Source organism: Mycobacterium sp. NPDC004974 (assembly GCF_053600815.1).
Window position 1 is genome coordinate 290,452 of the sequence record NZ_JBSGAQ010000004.1, and the last position, 16,339, is coordinate 306,790.

General features: G+C 65.7%; 17 protein-coding genes and 1 riboswitch. Of the genes, 10 read left to right on the forward strand and 7 right to left on the reverse strand.

Going from position 1 to position 16,339, the window contains the following annotated elements:
* Window positions 1-200: 200 nt before the first annotated feature.
* Window positions 201-1,199, forward strand: coding sequence for an SMP-30/gluconolactonase/LRE family protein (locus tag ACWEFV_RS12270; RefSeq protein WP_450070367.1), 999 nt, complete (start codon window positions 201-203; stop codon window positions 1,197-1,199).
* Here the strand turns inward: ACWEFV_RS12270 and ACWEFV_RS12275 are convergent.
* Window positions 1,196-1,711 carry a MarR family winged helix-turn-helix transcriptional regulator gene (locus ACWEFV_RS12275; protein ID WP_450070368.1) on the reverse strand — a complete coding sequence of 172 codons (516 nt, stop codon included), beginning with the start codon at window positions 1,709-1,711 and terminating at the stop codon, window positions 1,196-1,198. The genes ACWEFV_RS12270 and ACWEFV_RS12275 overlap by 4 nt on opposite strands.
* A gap of 107 nt (window positions 1,712-1,818) precedes the next feature.
* Here ACWEFV_RS12275 and ACWEFV_RS12280 point away from each other — a divergent pair, with 107 nt between their 5' ends.
* The 6 genes from ACWEFV_RS12280 to ACWEFV_RS12305 all read left to right on the forward strand — a co-directional run bounded on the left by ACWEFV_RS12280 (window position 1,819) and on the right by ACWEFV_RS12305 (window position 7,556).
* Entirely contained in the window at window positions 1,819-2,757 is a 939-nt protein-coding gene (locus tag ACWEFV_RS12280; protein ID WP_450070369.1) for a helix-turn-helix transcriptional regulator, read from the forward strand.
* Between the two features lie 110 nt (window positions 2,758-2,867).
* Window positions 2,868-3,326, forward strand: a complete 459-nt coding sequence (locus tag ACWEFV_RS12285) for a MarR family winged helix-turn-helix transcriptional regulator (protein WP_450070370.1) — start codon at window positions 2,868-2,870, stop codon at window positions 3,324-3,326.
* 683 nt (window positions 3,327-4,009) lie between these two features.
* Window positions 4,010-5,239 carry a D-alanyl-D-alanine carboxypeptidase family protein gene (locus ACWEFV_RS12290; protein WP_450070371.1) on the forward strand — a complete coding sequence of 410 codons (1,230 nt, stop codon included), beginning with the start codon at window positions 4,010-4,012 and terminating at the stop codon, window positions 5,237-5,239.
* A gap of 104 nt (window positions 5,240-5,343) precedes the next feature.
* A complete protein-coding gene (locus tag ACWEFV_RS12295; RefSeq protein WP_450070372.1) occupies window positions 5,344-6,045 on the forward strand; it encodes a TetR/AcrR family transcriptional regulator in 702 nt (233 codons plus the stop codon).
* A complete protein-coding gene (locus ACWEFV_RS12300; protein WP_122975218.1) occupies window positions 6,045-6,275 on the forward strand; it encodes a F0F1 ATP synthase subunit C in 231 nt (76 codons plus the stop codon). The genes ACWEFV_RS12295 and ACWEFV_RS12300 overlap by 1 nt, the downstream gene beginning before the upstream one ends.
* Window positions 6,276-7,556, forward strand: coding sequence for a glycosyltransferase (locus ACWEFV_RS12305; RefSeq protein WP_450070373.1), 1,281 nt, complete (start codon window positions 6,276-6,278; stop codon window positions 7,554-7,556).
* A 119-nt stretch (window positions 7,557-7,675) separates the two neighbouring features.
* Here ACWEFV_RS12305 and ACWEFV_RS12310 read toward each other — a convergent pair whose 3' ends face one another.
* Complete coding sequence (locus ACWEFV_RS12310; RefSeq protein WP_450070374.1) at window positions 7,676-8,533, reverse strand: nitronate monooxygenase; 858 nt, start codon at window positions 8,531-8,533, stop codon at window positions 7,676-7,678.
* A gap of 22 nt (window positions 8,534-8,555) precedes the next feature.
* Window positions 8,556-8,620, forward strand: a riboswitch (guanidine-III (ykkC-III) riboswitch).
* A 12-nt stretch (window positions 8,621-8,632) separates the two neighbouring features.
* Between ACWEFV_RS12310 and ACWEFV_RS12315 the strand changes: the two genes are divergently transcribed.
* On the forward strand, window positions 8,633-8,950 hold the full coding sequence (locus ACWEFV_RS12315) for a DMT family transporter (RefSeq protein ID WP_450070375.1): 318 nt from the start codon (window positions 8,633-8,635) through the stop codon (window positions 8,948-8,950).
* Here ACWEFV_RS12315 and yhjD read toward each other — a convergent pair.
* From yhjD to ACWEFV_RS12330, 3 genes are read right to left on the reverse strand one after another with little or no spacing between them, the layout of a single operon-like run.
* Complete coding sequence (yhjD, locus tag ACWEFV_RS12320) at window positions 8,947-9,963, reverse strand: inner membrane protein YhjD (protein ID WP_450070376.1); 1,017 nt, start codon at window positions 9,961-9,963, stop codon at window positions 8,947-8,949. The genes ACWEFV_RS12315 and yhjD overlap by 4 nt on opposite strands.
* A gap of 20 nt (window positions 9,964-9,983) precedes the next feature.
* Window positions 9,984-11,000, reverse strand: a complete 1,017-nt coding sequence (gene trpS / locus ACWEFV_RS12325; RefSeq protein ID WP_135453094.1) for a tryptophan--tRNA ligase — start codon at window positions 10,998-11,000, stop codon at window positions 9,984-9,986.
* A 24-nt stretch (window positions 11,001-11,024) separates the two neighbouring features.
* A complete protein-coding gene (locus ACWEFV_RS12330) occupies window positions 11,025-11,447 on the reverse strand; it encodes a MarR family winged helix-turn-helix transcriptional regulator (protein WP_450070377.1) in 423 nt (140 codons plus the stop codon).
* A gap of 68 nt (window positions 11,448-11,515) precedes the next feature.
* Between ACWEFV_RS12330 and ACWEFV_RS12335 the strand changes: the two genes are divergently transcribed.
* Entirely contained in the window at window positions 11,516-12,133 is a 618-nt protein-coding gene (locus ACWEFV_RS12335; RefSeq protein WP_450070378.1) for a TIGR03086 family metal-binding protein, read from the forward strand.
* Here the strand turns inward: ACWEFV_RS12335 and ACWEFV_RS12340 are convergent.
* Window positions 12,124-12,915 carry an exodeoxyribonuclease III gene (locus ACWEFV_RS12340; protein WP_450070509.1) on the reverse strand — a complete coding sequence of 264 codons (792 nt, stop codon included), beginning with the start codon at window positions 12,913-12,915 and terminating at the stop codon, window positions 12,124-12,126. The two genes, ACWEFV_RS12335 and ACWEFV_RS12340, sit on opposite strands and share 10 nt — an antisense overlap.
* A gap of 99 nt (window positions 12,916-13,014) precedes the next feature.
* Between ACWEFV_RS12340 and ACWEFV_RS12345 the strand changes: the two genes are divergently transcribed.
* A complete protein-coding gene (locus ACWEFV_RS12345) occupies window positions 13,015-13,848 on the forward strand; it encodes an alpha/beta fold hydrolase (protein ID WP_450070379.1) in 834 nt (277 codons plus the stop codon).
* Window positions 13,849-13,977: 129 nt separating this feature from the next.
* Here ACWEFV_RS12345 and ACWEFV_RS12350 read toward each other — a convergent pair whose 3' ends face one another.
* The gene (locus ACWEFV_RS12350; protein ID WP_450070380.1) at window positions 13,978-16,218 is read right to left on the reverse strand and encodes an NADP-dependent isocitrate dehydrogenase; all 2,241 of its coding nucleotides are present in this window, start codon (window positions 16,216-16,218) and stop codon (window positions 13,978-13,980) included.
* Window positions 16,219-16,339: the final 121 nt, after the last annotated feature.

Genomic DNA, 16,339 nt, shown 5'->3' on the forward strand with positions numbered 1-16,339 from the left:
GCGCAGAAAGTTAGCTGTCTATCGCATTTATCGGCCCCGACCGGTACAGACACCTTCAGCCAACCGTGACTGGGTCGGCGGCAGCCGGAATGCGTCTCATTCCCGGCCCGCCGATCGACAGTGGGGGTGCGGGATTCGAATGCCACTCTCACGCAGCGCTTTTCATCCAGAGACCGAGAATCCGATCTACCCTCAAGGGCGTGCCACGAAAGCCACCCATCGATCCCGTCCGTTGGACTCCGCCTCCCATCGACCCATTGCCTGAATTCGGCCCTGCCGAACTCACCGTTGTGCCGATGCCCGGAGACGGACCGGAGGACGTCGTCGCCGACGAATCCGGACAGCTGTGGACCGGGCTGGTCGACGGACGGGTCGTGCGTGTCTCCCCCGACGGTGCCGCTGCCGTCATCGCCGATACCGGCGGACGCCCATTGGGCTTGCATGTCGCACGTGACGGGCGGGTGCTGATCTGCGACAGCCACCGCGGGTTGCTGGCGCTGGACCCGAGCACCGGCACGCTGACGACGCTCGCCGAGTCGGTCGAGGGAAGACCACTCAAGTTCTGCTCGAACGTCACCGAAACATCCGACGGGACAATTTATTTCACCGAGTCGACCAGCCGGTTTCATTTCGAGCACTTCGACGGCGCCATCATGGAGGCCCGGGGCACCGGTGGCCTCTACCGGCTGGCCACCGACGGAACGGTGACCACGCTCGTCGAAGGCCTGTACTTCGCCAACGGGGTCACCGTCACCACCGACGGATCGGCACTGGTGTTCGCCGAGACGCAGGCTCGCCGGCTGTCGAAGTACTGGCTGACCGGACCACACGCCGGCACCGTGACGCCGCTCGCGGTGAATCTTCCGGGCATGCCCGACAACATCTCCACCGGGTCGCACGGGCGCATCTGGGTAGCGATGGTGAGCCCTATCGTCGCCGCGGCCGAACGGCTGGCACCACTGGCGCCCGCACTGCGCCGACTGGTGTGGCGGCTTCCGGAACCCCTGCTGCCGAAGATCAAGTCCCAGGTGTGGGTGGTCGCGTTCGACGCCGACACCGGTCGCGCGGTCAGCGGTATCCACATGCGGCACCCGGACTTTGGCGTCGTCACCGGTGTCGTCGAGGCGGGCGGCCGGTTGTGGATGTCGAGCATCGAGTTCCCCGCGTTGGCCCACGCCGACATCGGCAGCCTGCATTAGCCCTCCGGTGGGCGCCTCGGTCCGTCGCTTCTCAGGGCCTCGCCGATCCGTCTGGTCCCGGCACCCAACGCGGTCATCTGGTCTCGCGTGAGCGGCGCCAGATAGTGCCGTCGTACCAGCACGGCGTACGTTCGCAGCACCGGCAACAGGTACTCCCGCCCCTGTCTGGTGATCCCGACGACGACCCCTCGCCCGTCTTCGCGGCTCCGGAACCGGCGAACCAAACCGCGCTCCTCCAAGCGGCTGACCTGCCACGTCACCCGGCTGGGTGACAGGACCAAAGCCTCTGCCAGCACACCCATTCGGAGCCACCGACGCGACCCGGAGTTGAGCAGATTCAGTAAGTGCACGTCGGGAACCGCGAGGTCGTATTTGACGGTCAGAGCGACGTTGATCTCCCGATAGAGCAGTTCGGCCGATTCCCCGAAGCGCTTCCAGCTCCGCCACTCGTCGTCGCTGAGCTCGTACGGATCTTGCGGAAGGGTCGGCTCGGGAACCTCGAATGCCAACATTGAGTCGTAACCTCTCCTTCGCCTGACGCTCTCGAGATCACAGCCCAGGCAACGAAAGCGGTCTATGCGGATTGGGACAGGCCGGTTGCGCCTTACACTCCTGGTCCATGGACGTGCCGGTGGTTCGGACACGGATAACGCAACTCGAGGATCTGAGCGACGCGGTCGCCGACGCCGGCCTCAGCGCGTTCCAGATGTCGCGTGAAGCGCCCAGCGGGAGTCTGGTCCATGCCGCCCACGACGGTGTCGCGTTCAGTTCGGGACGCTTCGACAGTCGGGTGCAGATCCGTGGGCCACTGTCCGAGGACGCACTGTCGATCGCGGTCGGCCTGCAGATCCCACCGCGCAATCGGCTCCTGCTGCGAGAAATCGATTCAGGGGTCGTGACGGTCTTTCGCCCGGGTGACGAGCAAGAGGCATTTCACGACGTGAACTCCCTGTACGCCGTGGTTTCCCTCAGCGCGGAGACGTTGGAGCGTGAAGCCCAGCGTTACGGAATGAGGCTTTCCCCCAGCACTTTTCGACGCACCGGCATTCACCCGCAGCCGATGGCGCGGGCACACCTCACCACGATCACTTCGTTCCTGACCCGCCTGCATCAGGATGGCAGCCAGACTCACCTTCACCCCAGCGGATTCGCCGATATCGTCGGGGCGTTCATCGGCCATTTCACGCGGGCGCCGACGACCCTGCCGGTTCGCCAGCTCAGACAGCGCCAGAGAATCGTCGAGCTGACCCGGACGCACATTGACCAGAACCTCGATCAACCCCTGGACATCGAAGGTCTCGCACGGCTGGCGGGCGTGTCCCGGCGGACCCTTGCCCGGTCGTTCGACGAAACAATCGGAGAGTCACCTCAGTCGTACATCACGCGGATGCGGCTTCATCGCATCCGGTCCGATCTACTCACCGGCGGCCAACCGGGGTCCACGATCGCCGATGTGTCCAACCGGTGGGGCATGAGCGAGCTCGGCCGGATGTCCGGCAGGTACCGCAGCCTGTTCGGTGAGCTGCCGTCGCAAACCCGGCTGCGCCGTTCTCCGTGAACGCTTGAGTTACGCGATTCTCCCGACGGCTCACGAACAGACGCCTTAGGGTGTTAGCCCTCTGATCTTGAAATCGGCCAGAAGTTGCTGCGTCTTGTGGGGGAATGTCGGTGGACGATCTCGGGAACCGTTCTTGGCACGACTATCTGGACACGGCGATCCAGGCGTACCACGCGCTGAACCGGACGTTGCACACCGCTCACGCTCTGTCACTGCTGGACGTCATACTGCTCGATTTTCTGATGAAGTCCCCCGACGGCGCTGCACGCATGGGCGAGCTGGCTCAGGCCGTGGTGTTGATGCCGGGCCGGGTGACCCAACAGGTCCGCCGGCTGGAGACGCAAGGACTTCTTCGTCGCACCACCAGCGAGAGCGACCGGCGGAGCGTGCTCGCCCAGATCACTCCCGCCGGCCGCTCACGAATGCGGCTCGCACTGCGCACATATGCGGGGTGGGTTCGGATCCACTATCTGGATCCGCTGTCACGGCGGCAGTTGACCGCCATCGGTGACAGCTGCCGACGGATCAGCACCGGCCTCAGGGAATCGGGTATGCCGGGCAGCAAGTGACCGACGGTTGCCCGCCCCGTCCCAGCCCGGCATCCCAGCTAACCCGGTTCAAACACGACTGGTACTCATATCCGCGCGAATTTGGCGAACCGATCAACGCACAGCGATACAGTTCAACAGGTATCCGGCGGGCATATGGCAAACATTTATCATCAATAGAACCAGTTCCAGAACTGCCTACAACTAATTGCGATCTTAAATATCACCCGAACGGCCTTCACATTGCTGACGGCACCTTCGATTGCCGACTGAACTGCGAGCTTGATGCATGGAACCGATTGCTGGGCCGCGTCAGCCGACGACGGGTTGGAAGTTTGCCGTGAATTCATACACTTTCATCAGCGTCCTCTCAGGTACGTTTTGCGCGTCCAAGATCACACCCGCGGAGGCGGCCCCCGACCAAACAGGAGAATCAGCTTTCGCCACCCCTGGCATCACCGATGGCCGACGCATGCGCCCGGCCAGACCGTTGACAGTTGGTTTATCGTTTGTGATGGGGGACGGCTCCTTCGGTGGTGTGATCTTGGACAATCGCGCTTAACGGCTTGGTTCCGTCCCCCGCCCCATGCCTTGAACTCGATCCCGGCTCACCCTTTTCCGAGATCACATTTGTCACAGAAACCACATCAGTCACAGCGTGGCTACGCGGAATCGCGTCGTCGCTCGCCTAATCTGCGCAGACGATGGCTATCCAGCGAAGGCTCCCGACACGTGCGTTGACGCGCGGGCTCTCGGCACTCGCGGCCCTGGCGATGCTCGCCGGGCCGAGCGTGCTGTGCATGCCCACGGCCGCCGCCGACCCGGCGCCCGAATGCCCCTACAAGGTGACGACGCCCCCGGCAGTCGATGCGTCGGAAGCACCCAAGCCGGGCGAGGTAGCGCCCGGACCGCTGCCGGTGCCCGCCAAGACGATTGGCGGCGAAGCGCTTTCAGGTTGCGGCGTGATCACCGCGGCGAACACTCCCCCACTGCCCAATGATGTCTCCGCCGAGGCCTGGTTGGTCGCGGACCTGGACACCGGCGACATCATCGCCGCCAAGGATCCGCACGGACGCCACCGTCCGGCCAGCATCATCAAGGTGCTCGTGGCCACCGCCGCACTCAATGAACTCAACCTCAACAAGTTGGTCGCCGGCACCCAGGATGATGCCAACTCCGAGGGCACCCGCGTCGGCGTCGGCCCCGGTGGCCAGTACACGATCAACGACCTGCTGCACGGCCTGCTGATGCACTCCGGCAACGACGCCGCACACGCTCTGGCGGCCCAGTTGGGTGGGATGGACCCCGCGCTGCAGAAGCTGAATATCCTGGCCGGCAAACTCGGTGGCCGCGACACCCGCGCCGCCACCCCCTCCGGCCTGGACGGCCCCGGCATGAGCACCTCGGCCTACGACATCGGGCTGTTCTACCGCTACGCCTGGCAGAACCCGGCATTCGCCGACATCGTGGCCACCCAGACCTACGACTTCCCCGGGCGCGACGGCAATCCGTCCTACCCGGTGGAGAACGACAACAAGCTGCTCTACAACTATCCGGGCGCGATGGGCGGCAAGACCGGATACACCGATGACGCGGGCCAGACCTTCGTCGGGGCCGCCAACCGCGACGGCCGCCGCCTCGTTGCCATCCTGATGAAGGGCACCCGGTTACCGATCGCGCCGTGGGAACAGGCAGCGCACCTGCTCGACTACGCGTTCTCCACTCCACCGGGAACCAAGGTCGGCACCCTCGTCGACCCGGATCCGTCACTGATCACGCCCAAGGCCGACGAGGCAACCGCGGCCCAGGCGGCTTCCGTTCTGCCACCTGCCGATTCATTACCGGTGCGGGTCGGTGTGGCCATCGTCGGTGCCGTCATCGTGTTCCTGCTCATGATCGGTGCGCGGTCACTGAACCGCCGCACCATTCGCTGACCTACACCTTCCGGTAGGCCTCCAACCAGCCGATATTCCGGAGCTCACGCTCGACCCGCGACTACCCCTTGCCGAAGTCTGACCGATCGGTCTAATATCAGACCATGCGGTCAGGCGGCACGAAGACGTTTACCGAACAGGCCCGCCGTCGGCAGATTGTCGACGGCGCGCTGGAGGTGATCGCCGAACAGGGCTATCCACAGGCATCGCTGGCGCGTATCGCCGAACACATCGGTATCGCGAAAAGCGCTGTGCTGTACCACTTCAACAGCAAATCCGAAGTGGTCGAGGCGGTCTTCACCGAGATCTTCGCCCGTGGATCCGCGGTGATCGTCCCAGTGGTCAACGCCGAAACCACTGCAGCGGCAAAGCTGTCCGCCTACATCCGGGCCAACATTGCGTTCGTCGCAGCCAATCGGTCGGCGGCCGTAGCGATGCTCGAGCTGATCTCCGGATACCGCGACGCGGACGGATTGCGGGTCGACCAAGCCGCGGCCAAAGCCGTCCAGGACAATCCCCCGACCGGCGACCTGGCCGCCCTCGACCCGCAGAGCATCTTCGCCGAGGGTCTGGAAAGCGGCGAGTTCCGGGAACTGTCACCGCTGTTCATGAAGAACATCCTGCGCGGCGGTTTGGACAGCGCCGCACAGGAGTACGCCCGAGACCCGGACTACGACGTCATCGCCCATGGCGAAGTGCTTGTCGAGATCTTCGAGAAGGCCACCGCAAGCGGGGTCGGCAACGCACCGCATCACCGAACTGCTCGATCGATCACAGGAGGTACACCATGGCCAGTGACGCATTGATGGGTAACGCCCTGCTGGCCGGGGCAATCGTGCTGGCGGGCGGAGCGATCGGCGCGGGCATCGGCGACGGGCTCGCCGGCTCGCAGTTCATCGCCGGTGTAGCGCGCCAGCCCGAAGCCCAAGCGCGCTTGTACACACCGTTTTTCATCACCGTGAGCCTCGTGGAGGCGACGTTCTTCATCAACATCGCGTTCATGGCGTTGTTCGTCTTCGCCACCCCGGGCGGATAGATGGCGACCATCGCGATCATCGCCATCGGCAGTCACGGAGATGTGGCACCGCTGACCGGGGTCGGTGCGCGGTTACAACGTGCCGGGCATCGCGTCATCGTGGTGGCCTATCAGGCATTCGCCGAGCTCGTCTCCGGATGCGGGCTGGAGTTTCGCGGACTCGCCGATGATCTCGACGACACCTCATCCGATCTCTCGGACGTATCAGCACGCCAAGCCGCCAAGGCCATGGCGGCATTCCTCTCACCACGCGGCATGCGGGTGCTGGGCGAGCGCGTGTTGGCAGCTGTCCGTGACGAACCGCTCGATGCGCTGCTGCTGTCACCGTTCGCGGAGTTGGCCGGCCATCCGCTTGCCGACGCGCTCAGCGTTCCCGCCATCGGCGTCCGGTTGCAGCCCTTATCGGCAACCGCCGACTATCCACCGGCCGTGCTGGGGGCGTGGACTGCCGGTCGGTTCGGGAACAGGGCGGCAGCGCGGATCGGCGAGGCGATGATCGACGGGCTGTACGGCAGGGCCGTCAACCACTTTCGTGCGCAACTCGGCCTACCGACGGTTCCGGCCCGGGTGCTGCGACACCGGCGCACCGATGCTCGTTGGCCGATCCTGTACGGCTACTCGCCAGCGGTCCTGCCCCGGCCGGCGGACTGGCGGCCGGGTATCGACGTCGTCGGCTACTGGTGGCCGGAGCGCGCAACCGGATGGCAACCTCCCAGCGAGCTGGTTGAGTTCCTCGACGCCGGCCCGCCACCGGTCGTCATCGGCTTCGGCAGCACGGTCAACAGCGGCGCCGAGGCCCAACGGCTGTCCACGCTTGTCGCACAGGCGGTTCGGGACGCGGGCGCCCGTGCCGTGATCCAGGCCGGTTGGGCGGGGCTCGACTTCTGCGGGAATGACGTGATCGCGGTCGGCGAAATACCTCACGACTGGCTGTTCGCGAAGGCGGCGGCCGTTGTCCACCACTGCGGCGCAGGCACTGCCGCGGCGGGGCTACGTGCCGGTGTGCCGGCGATCGCGACCCCGAGCCCCTACGGCGACCAACCGTTCTGGGCGCGAAGGCTGTTCGCCCTCGGAGTCAGCCCCCGGCCGATCCCGCAACGTCGACTCACCACCGACAACCTCAGTCAGGCAATACGCGACGTGCTGACAGATAACGGCTTCCGAGACCGGGCAACGAGGATGGCTGCAGCTATCGCCGCCGGGGACGGTTCGGAACGGGTACTCACAACTGTCGAGAAGGCACTGAGGGCCAGGTCGGCGCCGCCAGCCGGATCGCAGTGAGCTGTGTCAGCAAACCCGGCCGCCAATTCGCGGATTCCGCTGACAAGTAATTTCCGGTCAAGTTAAATGCATCTCGGGCCTGCCGATCCGCCGCCGCTCTCGGCGGTTCGGCAGGCAGGTCAATGCCAGCGCCCGAGTAGCTGCTCCGCCCCGTCAGACAGCGATCGGACGATCTCGGCCGCACCGGCCTGCCGCCGCACCAGCCCCACACCCTGCCCCGCATTGACCGGCGACCCACGCAGCACACGCTCGGGAATGGTCGTCGGCCACCGATATCCGGCGGCGACGTCGTATTCGGAGGTCAGCTCGGTCTCCTCACCCTCGGCGGCCAGCAGGGCGTCACGCGCCGATACCGGCGTCAGCGCCTCGGCACATGTGGCGAATGCCGTGCCGACCCAGGCGGCTGCCGCCCCGGCCGCCAGGACCGCGGCCACCGACCGTGGCGACGAGATCCCACCGGCCGCGAGCACGGGCACATCGACGGCGTCGAGCACCTCGGCCAGCAGCGGCAGGGTGCCCATCGTCGGCTCACCATGACCGCCGCCCTCGGCTCCGCGTGCCACCACCACATCGACGCCGGCATCGACCGCACGGCGGGCCGCATCGACCGTGGCCACCTGGGTCGTCACCGTCAGGCCCGCGTCGTGTGCCCGGCGCACCCAATCCCAGTCCTGCCCGAAGCTCACGCTGAGCAGCGCCGGACGGGCGGCCACCGCAACGTCGAGCAGGTCCGGCCGATCCTGGGTAACCCAGTGCACCAGGCCAATTCCGAATCTCTGGCCATCGAGTTGCGCCAGTTCGGCGGTCAACTGTTCAGCCGTCGCCGCACTGCCCATCCCGACCATGCCCAGACCGCCGGCGGCCGAGACCGCCGACGCCAGCCGCCCCCCGGCCGCGCCGCCCATCGGTGCGTTGACGATGGGGACAGTGATGCCGATCGACCGCGACCACATGGTTGCCAAGCTCACAGCCTGCAATGTTACGTCGTTGTTACAATGGGTAGCGCCAGCACATGGCACCGGACGAGGCGCACCCGTACCCGGCCAGCGACAAGACGGGGTGTTTGGAGGTGTGCCATGGCCTGGTTGATTCTCGTCGTTTCCGGTGTCCTCGAAGCCGTATGGGCGACTGCCCTGAGCAAGACCGACGGCTTCACCCGCCTGGTTCCGTCAGTCGTGTTCTTTGTGGCGCTTGCGTTCTCGATGGTCGGACTGGCCATCGCGATGCGGAGCCTGCCCCCCGGCACCAGCTATGCGATCTGGGTGGGCATCGGCGCGGTGCTCACCGTCGGCTACGCAATGATCACCGGCGCCGAATCCGCTTCGGTGATCAAGGTAGTGCTCATGCTCGGCGTCGTCGGCTGCATCGTCGGCCTGAAGGCCGTCAGCCACTAGCGCCGCAGTAACCGCGAAAGCCCCAGGGCGCCAATGGCTCCCATGGCGGCCGCGGCCAAAGCGCCGGACACCCCGATCCCCTCGCGGACCTGCACCCTGGTGACGATCTGCGCGGGGTTCGGCGGTGGCACCGGCGCGACGGCCAGGCTCTCCCTGGACGTCGCCGCCCAGGCCGTCGCGAACAGGATCAGTCGCGCGGTGACGTAGGCGAACACCATCAAGCCGAGGACCGGGCCGAACGTCGCCCCGGCGGGCCCGCCCAGCACGGACTGCAGATAGATCGACGCCACCTGCTTGAAGATCTCGAAGCCCACCGCGGCCAGCAGGCCGGCCCGGATCGAACTGCGGAAGGGCACCGGTTCGCGCGGCAATCGGGAAATGATCCAGCTGAACAGCAGCCACGAGATCGAGATTGACACGAGCATCGACACGATCCGCAACCCGACGCCGAGTCCGTCGAAATCGTGGAGGCCGATCCAGCGCAACACCTTACGCATCAGCGCGGGGTCACCGAGTGCGGTCAGGCCGATGGTGACGACCATCGCGAGGAAGGCCGACACCAGGGCCAACAGATCCGACAGCTTGTTGCCGACGAAGTTCGACTCGCGGTGTTGACTCCACATCTGGCTGAGTGCCTCGCGCAGGTTCGCCATCCAGCCGAGGCCGGCCCACGCCGCGGTCGCCAGCCCGATCACGCCGACCGTGCCGCGCGAGGCGATGGCCGAGTCCATCAGGGTGACCAGTTGCTGGCCGAGATCACCTGAGACCGTTTGACGGATCCGGTGCTCGATTTCCTCGAGCAGGTCCGGACGCCGCGACAGCAGGAACCCGCCGCCGGCGAAACCGACCATCAACAGTGGGAACAGCGCGAAGATGGTGAAATACGTGATACCAGCGGCATAGAAGTTGCCGTTGCAGTCGTTGTAGCGCTCCTGCGCCCGCATCACGTGGTCGAACCAGGGAAAGCGCGTGCGTACCCGCGCCATCAATCCCGGTTTCTCCGGCTCGTCCACCGCCAACCCCTCCCCGGTGCTTATGGTGTTTGCTGGAGAAACCCTATCCTGTCGTAAACCCGGGCGAGGGTCTTCCCTGCGACCTCCCGGGCGTGTTCGGCTCCGGAGGCCAGAACCGACTGGAGCTCGGCCGGGTCATCCAGTAATTCGTCGACGCGGGTCTTGATCGGCGTGACGAACTCCACCACGGCCTCGGCGGTCTCCTTCTTGAGATCGCCGTAGCCGCGGCCGGCATAGCCTTCGACCAACTTGTCGACATCGGTACCGGTCACCGCGGACTGGATGGTCAACAGGTTCGAGATGCCCGGCTTGTTCTCCTGGTCGAACCGGATCTCCCGCTCACTGTCGGTCACCGCCGAGCGGATCTTCTTGGCCGTGGCCTTCGGATCGTCCAGCAGGCTGATCAGCCCGGCGTCACTGGCCGCCGATTTGCTCATCTTCGCCGACGGGTCCTGCAGGTCGTAGATCTTGGCGGTGGCCTTGGGGATCATCGCCTCGGGCACCACGAAGGTGTCCGGGAACCGGGCGTTGAATCGCTGCGCCAGGTCCCGGGCCAACTCCAGATGCTGGCGCTGGTCCTCCCCGACCGGAACCAGATCGGTGTCGTAGAGCAGCACGTCGGCGGCCATCAACACCGGATAGGTGAACAGGCCCACGGTGGTGGCGTCCGCACCCTGCTTCTGCGACTTGTCCTTGAACTGCGTCATCCGTGACGCCTGACCGAAACCGGTGAAACACCCCAGCACCCAGGCCAATTGGCTGTGCTCAGGGACGTGGCTCTGAACGAACACGGTGCTGCGCGCCGGGTCGATGCCCAGCGCCAGGTACTGCGCGGCAGTCACCAGCGTGCGCCGGCGCAGGGTCTCGGGATCCTGCGGCACGGTGATGGCGTGCTGGTCGACGACGCAGAAGAACGCCTCGTAACCGTCCTGCAGCTGCGCCCAGTGCGTGACGGCACCCAGGGCATTGCCGAGGTGCAGGGAGTCAGAGGTGGGCTGGGCGCCCGAGAATACGACCTGTTTGCTTCCGCTACTCATGATGATCTGATTTTCGCACTGGCGTCATCCGGATTCTTCGCGGGTCAGCTGCTGCAGCACCCGCAGGAACACTTTCCGATCATCGGCCGCCAGTTCACCCAGCCAGCGCTCCTCCCCGCGCTGGATGTCCCGTTGGACCGCATCCTTGATCGCGCGACCCGCCTCGGTGATGGCCAGCAGCCGCACCCGGCGGTCGTCAGGGTCGGCCTCGCGCTCGATGAAGCCCTGCTGCTGCAGGTCATCGAGGGTGCGGATGATGCGGGTCTTGTCGGCGCCGATCGCGTCGGCCAGTGCAGCCTGCGTCCGCACCGAGGACCGGTCCAGCGCGAGCAGGACGACGTAGCCCCACATCGACAGGCCGTGAGCGTCGAGCACCGGCTGCTCGGCGGCGATCATCTCCCGCAACAACGGGGCGAGCATGGCCGCCAGGTCGGGGCGCTTCGGCATTCGCTCATCGTAGATATTCGAGCACTGTAGGCGTTGCCATATGATGTGCCTACGCCTATCGTATGCGTATGCCTACTACTGAAACCGACCTGCGCCCGTTGCACCGCGTCGCGGTCCTGCGCTCCGTCGAAGCCGTCGAAGCTGTCCGCACATCCGACCTGGACCGTCCCACCCCATGTGTGGACTGGACCCTGGGCGATCTCCTGGCCCACATGACCGTGCAGCATCGCGGGTTCGCCGCGGCCGCCCGCGGACACGGCTCCGATGAAGCGCTCTGGAATGTGGAGACGGTGGCCGATGCCGTGCGCGCCGACCCGGTCGGCGCATACACGGCGGCCGCGCACGACGTGCTCGACGCCTTCACCGCCGACGGGGTCACCGAGGCGACGTTCGCGTTACCCGAGTTCGGCCCGAATGCGACGTTCCCGGGCGCGCTGGCGATCGGATTCCATTTCGTGGACTACGCCGTGCACGGCTGGGATGTCGCGGCCTCCCTCGGTGCGGCCTACGAACTACCGGACGACGTCGCCGCCGCCGTCCTGCCACTGGTCATGGCGATCCCGGACGGCGACTTCCGCGACAGTTCGGCCTCACCGTTCGACCGGGCGGTCAACGCCTCGGCCACAACGGATTTCGAGAAGATTCTGGCCCACCTGGGCCGTCGCCCGAACTGGCGTCAGCTGTAGCTGACCGTCACCGGCGAGTGATCCGACCACCGCAGTGCGTACAGCTCGGCCCGGTCCACCTGTGCCGACGTGGCCCTGACCGCCAACGTGGGGCTGGCCAGGTGATAGTCGATGCGCCAGCCGGCGTCGTTGTCGAAAGCCTTGCCGCGCCAGGACCACCAGCTGTACGGCCCGGCCACATCGGGATGCAGCACCCGCACCACGTCTACCCAACCCGTACCCAACAGCTCGGTGAGCCAGGCCCGCTCGCTGGGCAGGAAGCCGGCCTTCTTGACGTTGCCCTTCCAGTTCTTGATGTCGTTCTCGGTGTGCGCGATGTTCCAGTCACCGCACAGCACCGCGTCGCGGCCGTGCAGTTCCGCCATCCGCGCCGCGATGGTGGCCATGAACCGTTCCTTCTCCAGCTGACGGTCCGTCTCGGCCTCCCCGGTCGGGACATACAAGCTGGCCACCGTCACCCCCGCGGTATCCGCCTCGAGGTAGCGCCCGTGGGCCTCGAACTCGTCGGAGACCAGCAGCCGGGCCGCCTCGATGGGATGCCGGGACAACACCGCAACCCCGTTGCGGCCCTTGACATGCGGTTCGGCTGAGGCCAAGTTCCAGCCATCGGCCAAAGCCGGCGCCAAGGCATCGTTGAGCTGCTCGTCATCGGCCCGGGTCTCCTGCAGACACACCACGTCGGCCTCGGTTTCCTTGAGCCAGGGCAGCAGGCCGAGGTTGTCGGTGGACCGCTGCTTGACGGCTGCGCGAATGCCGTTGACGTTGATGGTGCTGACGGTCAGAGGTCCCGGAGATGCCACGGCCCAGACCCTACCGACCCCCGCCGACACCCACCGACACCCTCTTGCGGTACCGGCGGTATCACCTTAATGTCGGGCGACATGGCTGAACGTGCTCCCATCCACCTCGGCACTCCCGACGGTGATCCGATCCTGCTGCTGCATCCGTTCCTGTTGTCGCAGAGCGTGTGGAAGTACGTCGCACCGCAACTCGCGCAGACCGGCCGCTACGACGTGTTCGCCCCGACGATGGCCGGCCACCACGGCGGCGCGCACGCACCCATGCTCCTCGACGTCGCGACGCTGGCCGACGACGTCGAACGCCGACTCGACGAGCTCGGCTGGACCACGGCACACATCGTCGGGAACTCGTTGGGCGGCTGGGTGGCCTTCGAACTGGAACGGCGCGGCCGGGCCCGCACGCTGACCGGCATCGCCCCCGCGGGCGGCTGGTCGATGTTCACGCCCGCCAAGTACGAGATCATCGGCAAGTTCCTGGCGGCCCTGCCGGTGGTCCTCGCCACCGCGGCGCTGCGCCAGCAGGTGCTGAAACTGCCTCTGTCCAAGCAGATCTCATACCTGGCGGTCAGCGCGACACCCGAGGTCCTCAACGCCGGCGACCGACACGATCTGATTGACGACGTCGCGCACTGCCCGGCGTATTTCAAGCTCATGATCAAGGCACTGACCACCGCCGGACTGATGGAGATCGGGGATTCCCATACTCCGACCCAACTGGTGATCTGCGAGAAGGACCGCGTGCTGCCGGCACCACGATTCACCCGGCACTTCACCAAGAGCCTGGCGCCGGACGCGGTGGTGACCACACTCAAGGGAGTGGGGCACGTCCCGATGTTCGAGGCGCCCGACACCATCACCCGGGTGATCACCGAATTCGTCGACCGGAACATCGGTCAAACGCGCGCGACGGGGTGATCGACCATGCGCGTAGGACATCCAGTCTGCGTACAGATCCAGAATTCGGGCGTTTTGACGATCTGAGCGCAGGCTCGGGGATCTGAGTACAGGCTCGGCGCGGATGATGGCCGCGCCGAGCCCCAGCGGTTAGACCTTCTCGGAAGCCGCCAGCACGTCGTTGAGCGTCTTGCTCGGACGCATCACGGCGGCGGTCTTCTCGGGGTCCGGGTAGTAGTAGCCGCCGATGTCGGCCGGCTTGCCCTGCGCCGCATTGAGTTCGGCGACGATGGCCTGCTCCTGCTCGCCGAGCGCCTTGGCCAGCGGTGCGAAGTGCGCGGCCAGCTCCTTGTCCTCGGTCTGCTCGGCCAGCGCCTGCGCCCAGTACAGCGCGAGGTAGAACTGGCTGCCGCGGTTGTCGAGCTCACCGGTCTTGCGCGACGGGGACTTGTTCTCGTCCAACAACTCCCCGGTCGCGGTGTCCAGCGCGGTGGCCAGCACCTTGGCCTTGTCGTTGTCCAGCTTGTTGCCCAGGTCCTCGAGGCTGGCACCCAGCGCGAGGAACTCGCCCAGCGAATCCCAGCGCAGGTGGTTCTCCTCGACGAGCTGATGAACGTGCTTGGGCGCCGAACCACCGGCACCGGTCTCGTACAGACCACCGCCGGCCATCAGCGGCACGATCGAGAGCATCTTGGCGCTGGTGCCCAGCTCCAGGATCGGGAACAGGTCGGTCAGGTAGTCACGCAGGATGTTGCCGGTCGCGGCGATGGTGTCCTGCCCGCGAATCACGCGCTCAAGCGTGTACCGCATGGCCCACACCTGCGGCAGGATCGTGATGTCCAGGCCCTCGGTGTCCTCTTCCTTGAGGTACGCCTTGACCTTCTTGCGCAGCTCGTTCTCGTGCGGGCGCTCGTCGTCGAGCCAGAACACACACGTCATGCCGGATAACCGGGCCCGGTTGACGGCCAGCTTGACCCAGTCGCGGATCGGGGCGTCCTTGACGATCGGCATCCGCCAGATGTCGCCCTCTTCGACCTCCTGGCTCAGCAGCACCTCACCGGAGTCGATGTCGACGATCTTGGCGACACCTGCCTCGGGAATCTCGAAGGTCTTGTCGTGGCTGCCGTACTCCTCGGCCTTCTGCGCCATCAGGCCGACGTTGGGAACGGTGCCCATCGTGGTCGGATCGAACTGGCCGTTGGTCTTACAGAAGTTGATCATCTCCTGGTACATCCGGGAGAACGTCGACTCGGGGTTGACGGCCTTGGTGTCCTTGGTGCGGCCGTCGGCGCCATACATCTTGCCGCCGAGGCGGATCATCGCCGGCATCGACGCATCGACGATGACATCGCTGGGCGAGTGGAAGTTCGAGATGCCCTTGGCCGAGTCCACCATGGCCAGCTCGGGCCGGTGCTCGTGGCAGCGGTGCAGGTCCTCGATGATCTCCTCACGCTGCGAGGCGGGCAGGGCCTCGATCTTGCTGTAGAGATCCGACAGACCGTTGTTCACGTTGACGCCGAGCTCGTCGAAGAGCTTCTCGTGCTTGGCGAAGGCGTCCTTGTAGAAGACCTTGACGGCGTGGCCGAACACGATCGGGTGGCTGACCTTCATCATGGTCGCCTTGACGTGCAGCGAGAACATCACGCCGGTCTTGTAGGCGTCCTCGATCTGCTCCTCGTAGAACTCGATCAGCGCCTTCTTGCTCATGTACATGGAGTCGATGACGTCGCCCGCGTCGAGCTTCACCTCGGGCTTCAAGACGATGGTCTCGCCAGAGGTGGTCTCCAGCTCCATGCGTACCTTGCGCGCCTTGTCCAGCGTCATCGACTTCTCACCGTGGTAGAAGTCGCCGTCCTTCATGGTGGCCACGTGGGTCCGCGAGGCCTGCGACCACTTGCCCATGCTGTGCGGGTGCTTGCGCGCGTACTCCTTGACCGCCTTCGGGGCACGACGGTCCGAGTTGCCTTCGCGCAGAACGGGGTTCACCGCGCTGCCGAGGATCTTCGAGTAGCGATCGCGGATCGCCTTCTCTTCGTCGGTCTTCGGGTCACCCGGGTAGTCCGGGATGGCGTAGCCCTTCCCCTGCAGCTCCTTGACCGCGGCCATGAGCTGCGGGACCGAGGCGCTGATGTTGGGCAGCTTGATGATGTTGGTCTCGGGCAGCTGGGTGAGACGACCGAGTTCGCCGAGGTTGTCGGGCACCTTCTGGTCGTCGGTCAGGTAGTCACCGAATTCGGCCAGGATGCGGGCCGCCACCGAGATGTCACTGGTCTGGATATCGATACCCGCCGGCTCTGCAAAGGCGCGGACGATCGGCAAGAAGGAGTACGTCGCAAGCAGCGGCGCCTCGTCGGTCAGCGTGTAGATGATGGTCGGCTGCTGGGCAGTCATGGTTGCTCTCCCGGCGTCAGTCTCGGTTCGACGAGGATCACTCGTTGTCACTCGTGGTTATTCGCTGCTCTGTATCGCGGCCAGACTACAAGGGCGGGCAGCACCTCGAAGGAGCAGCTTT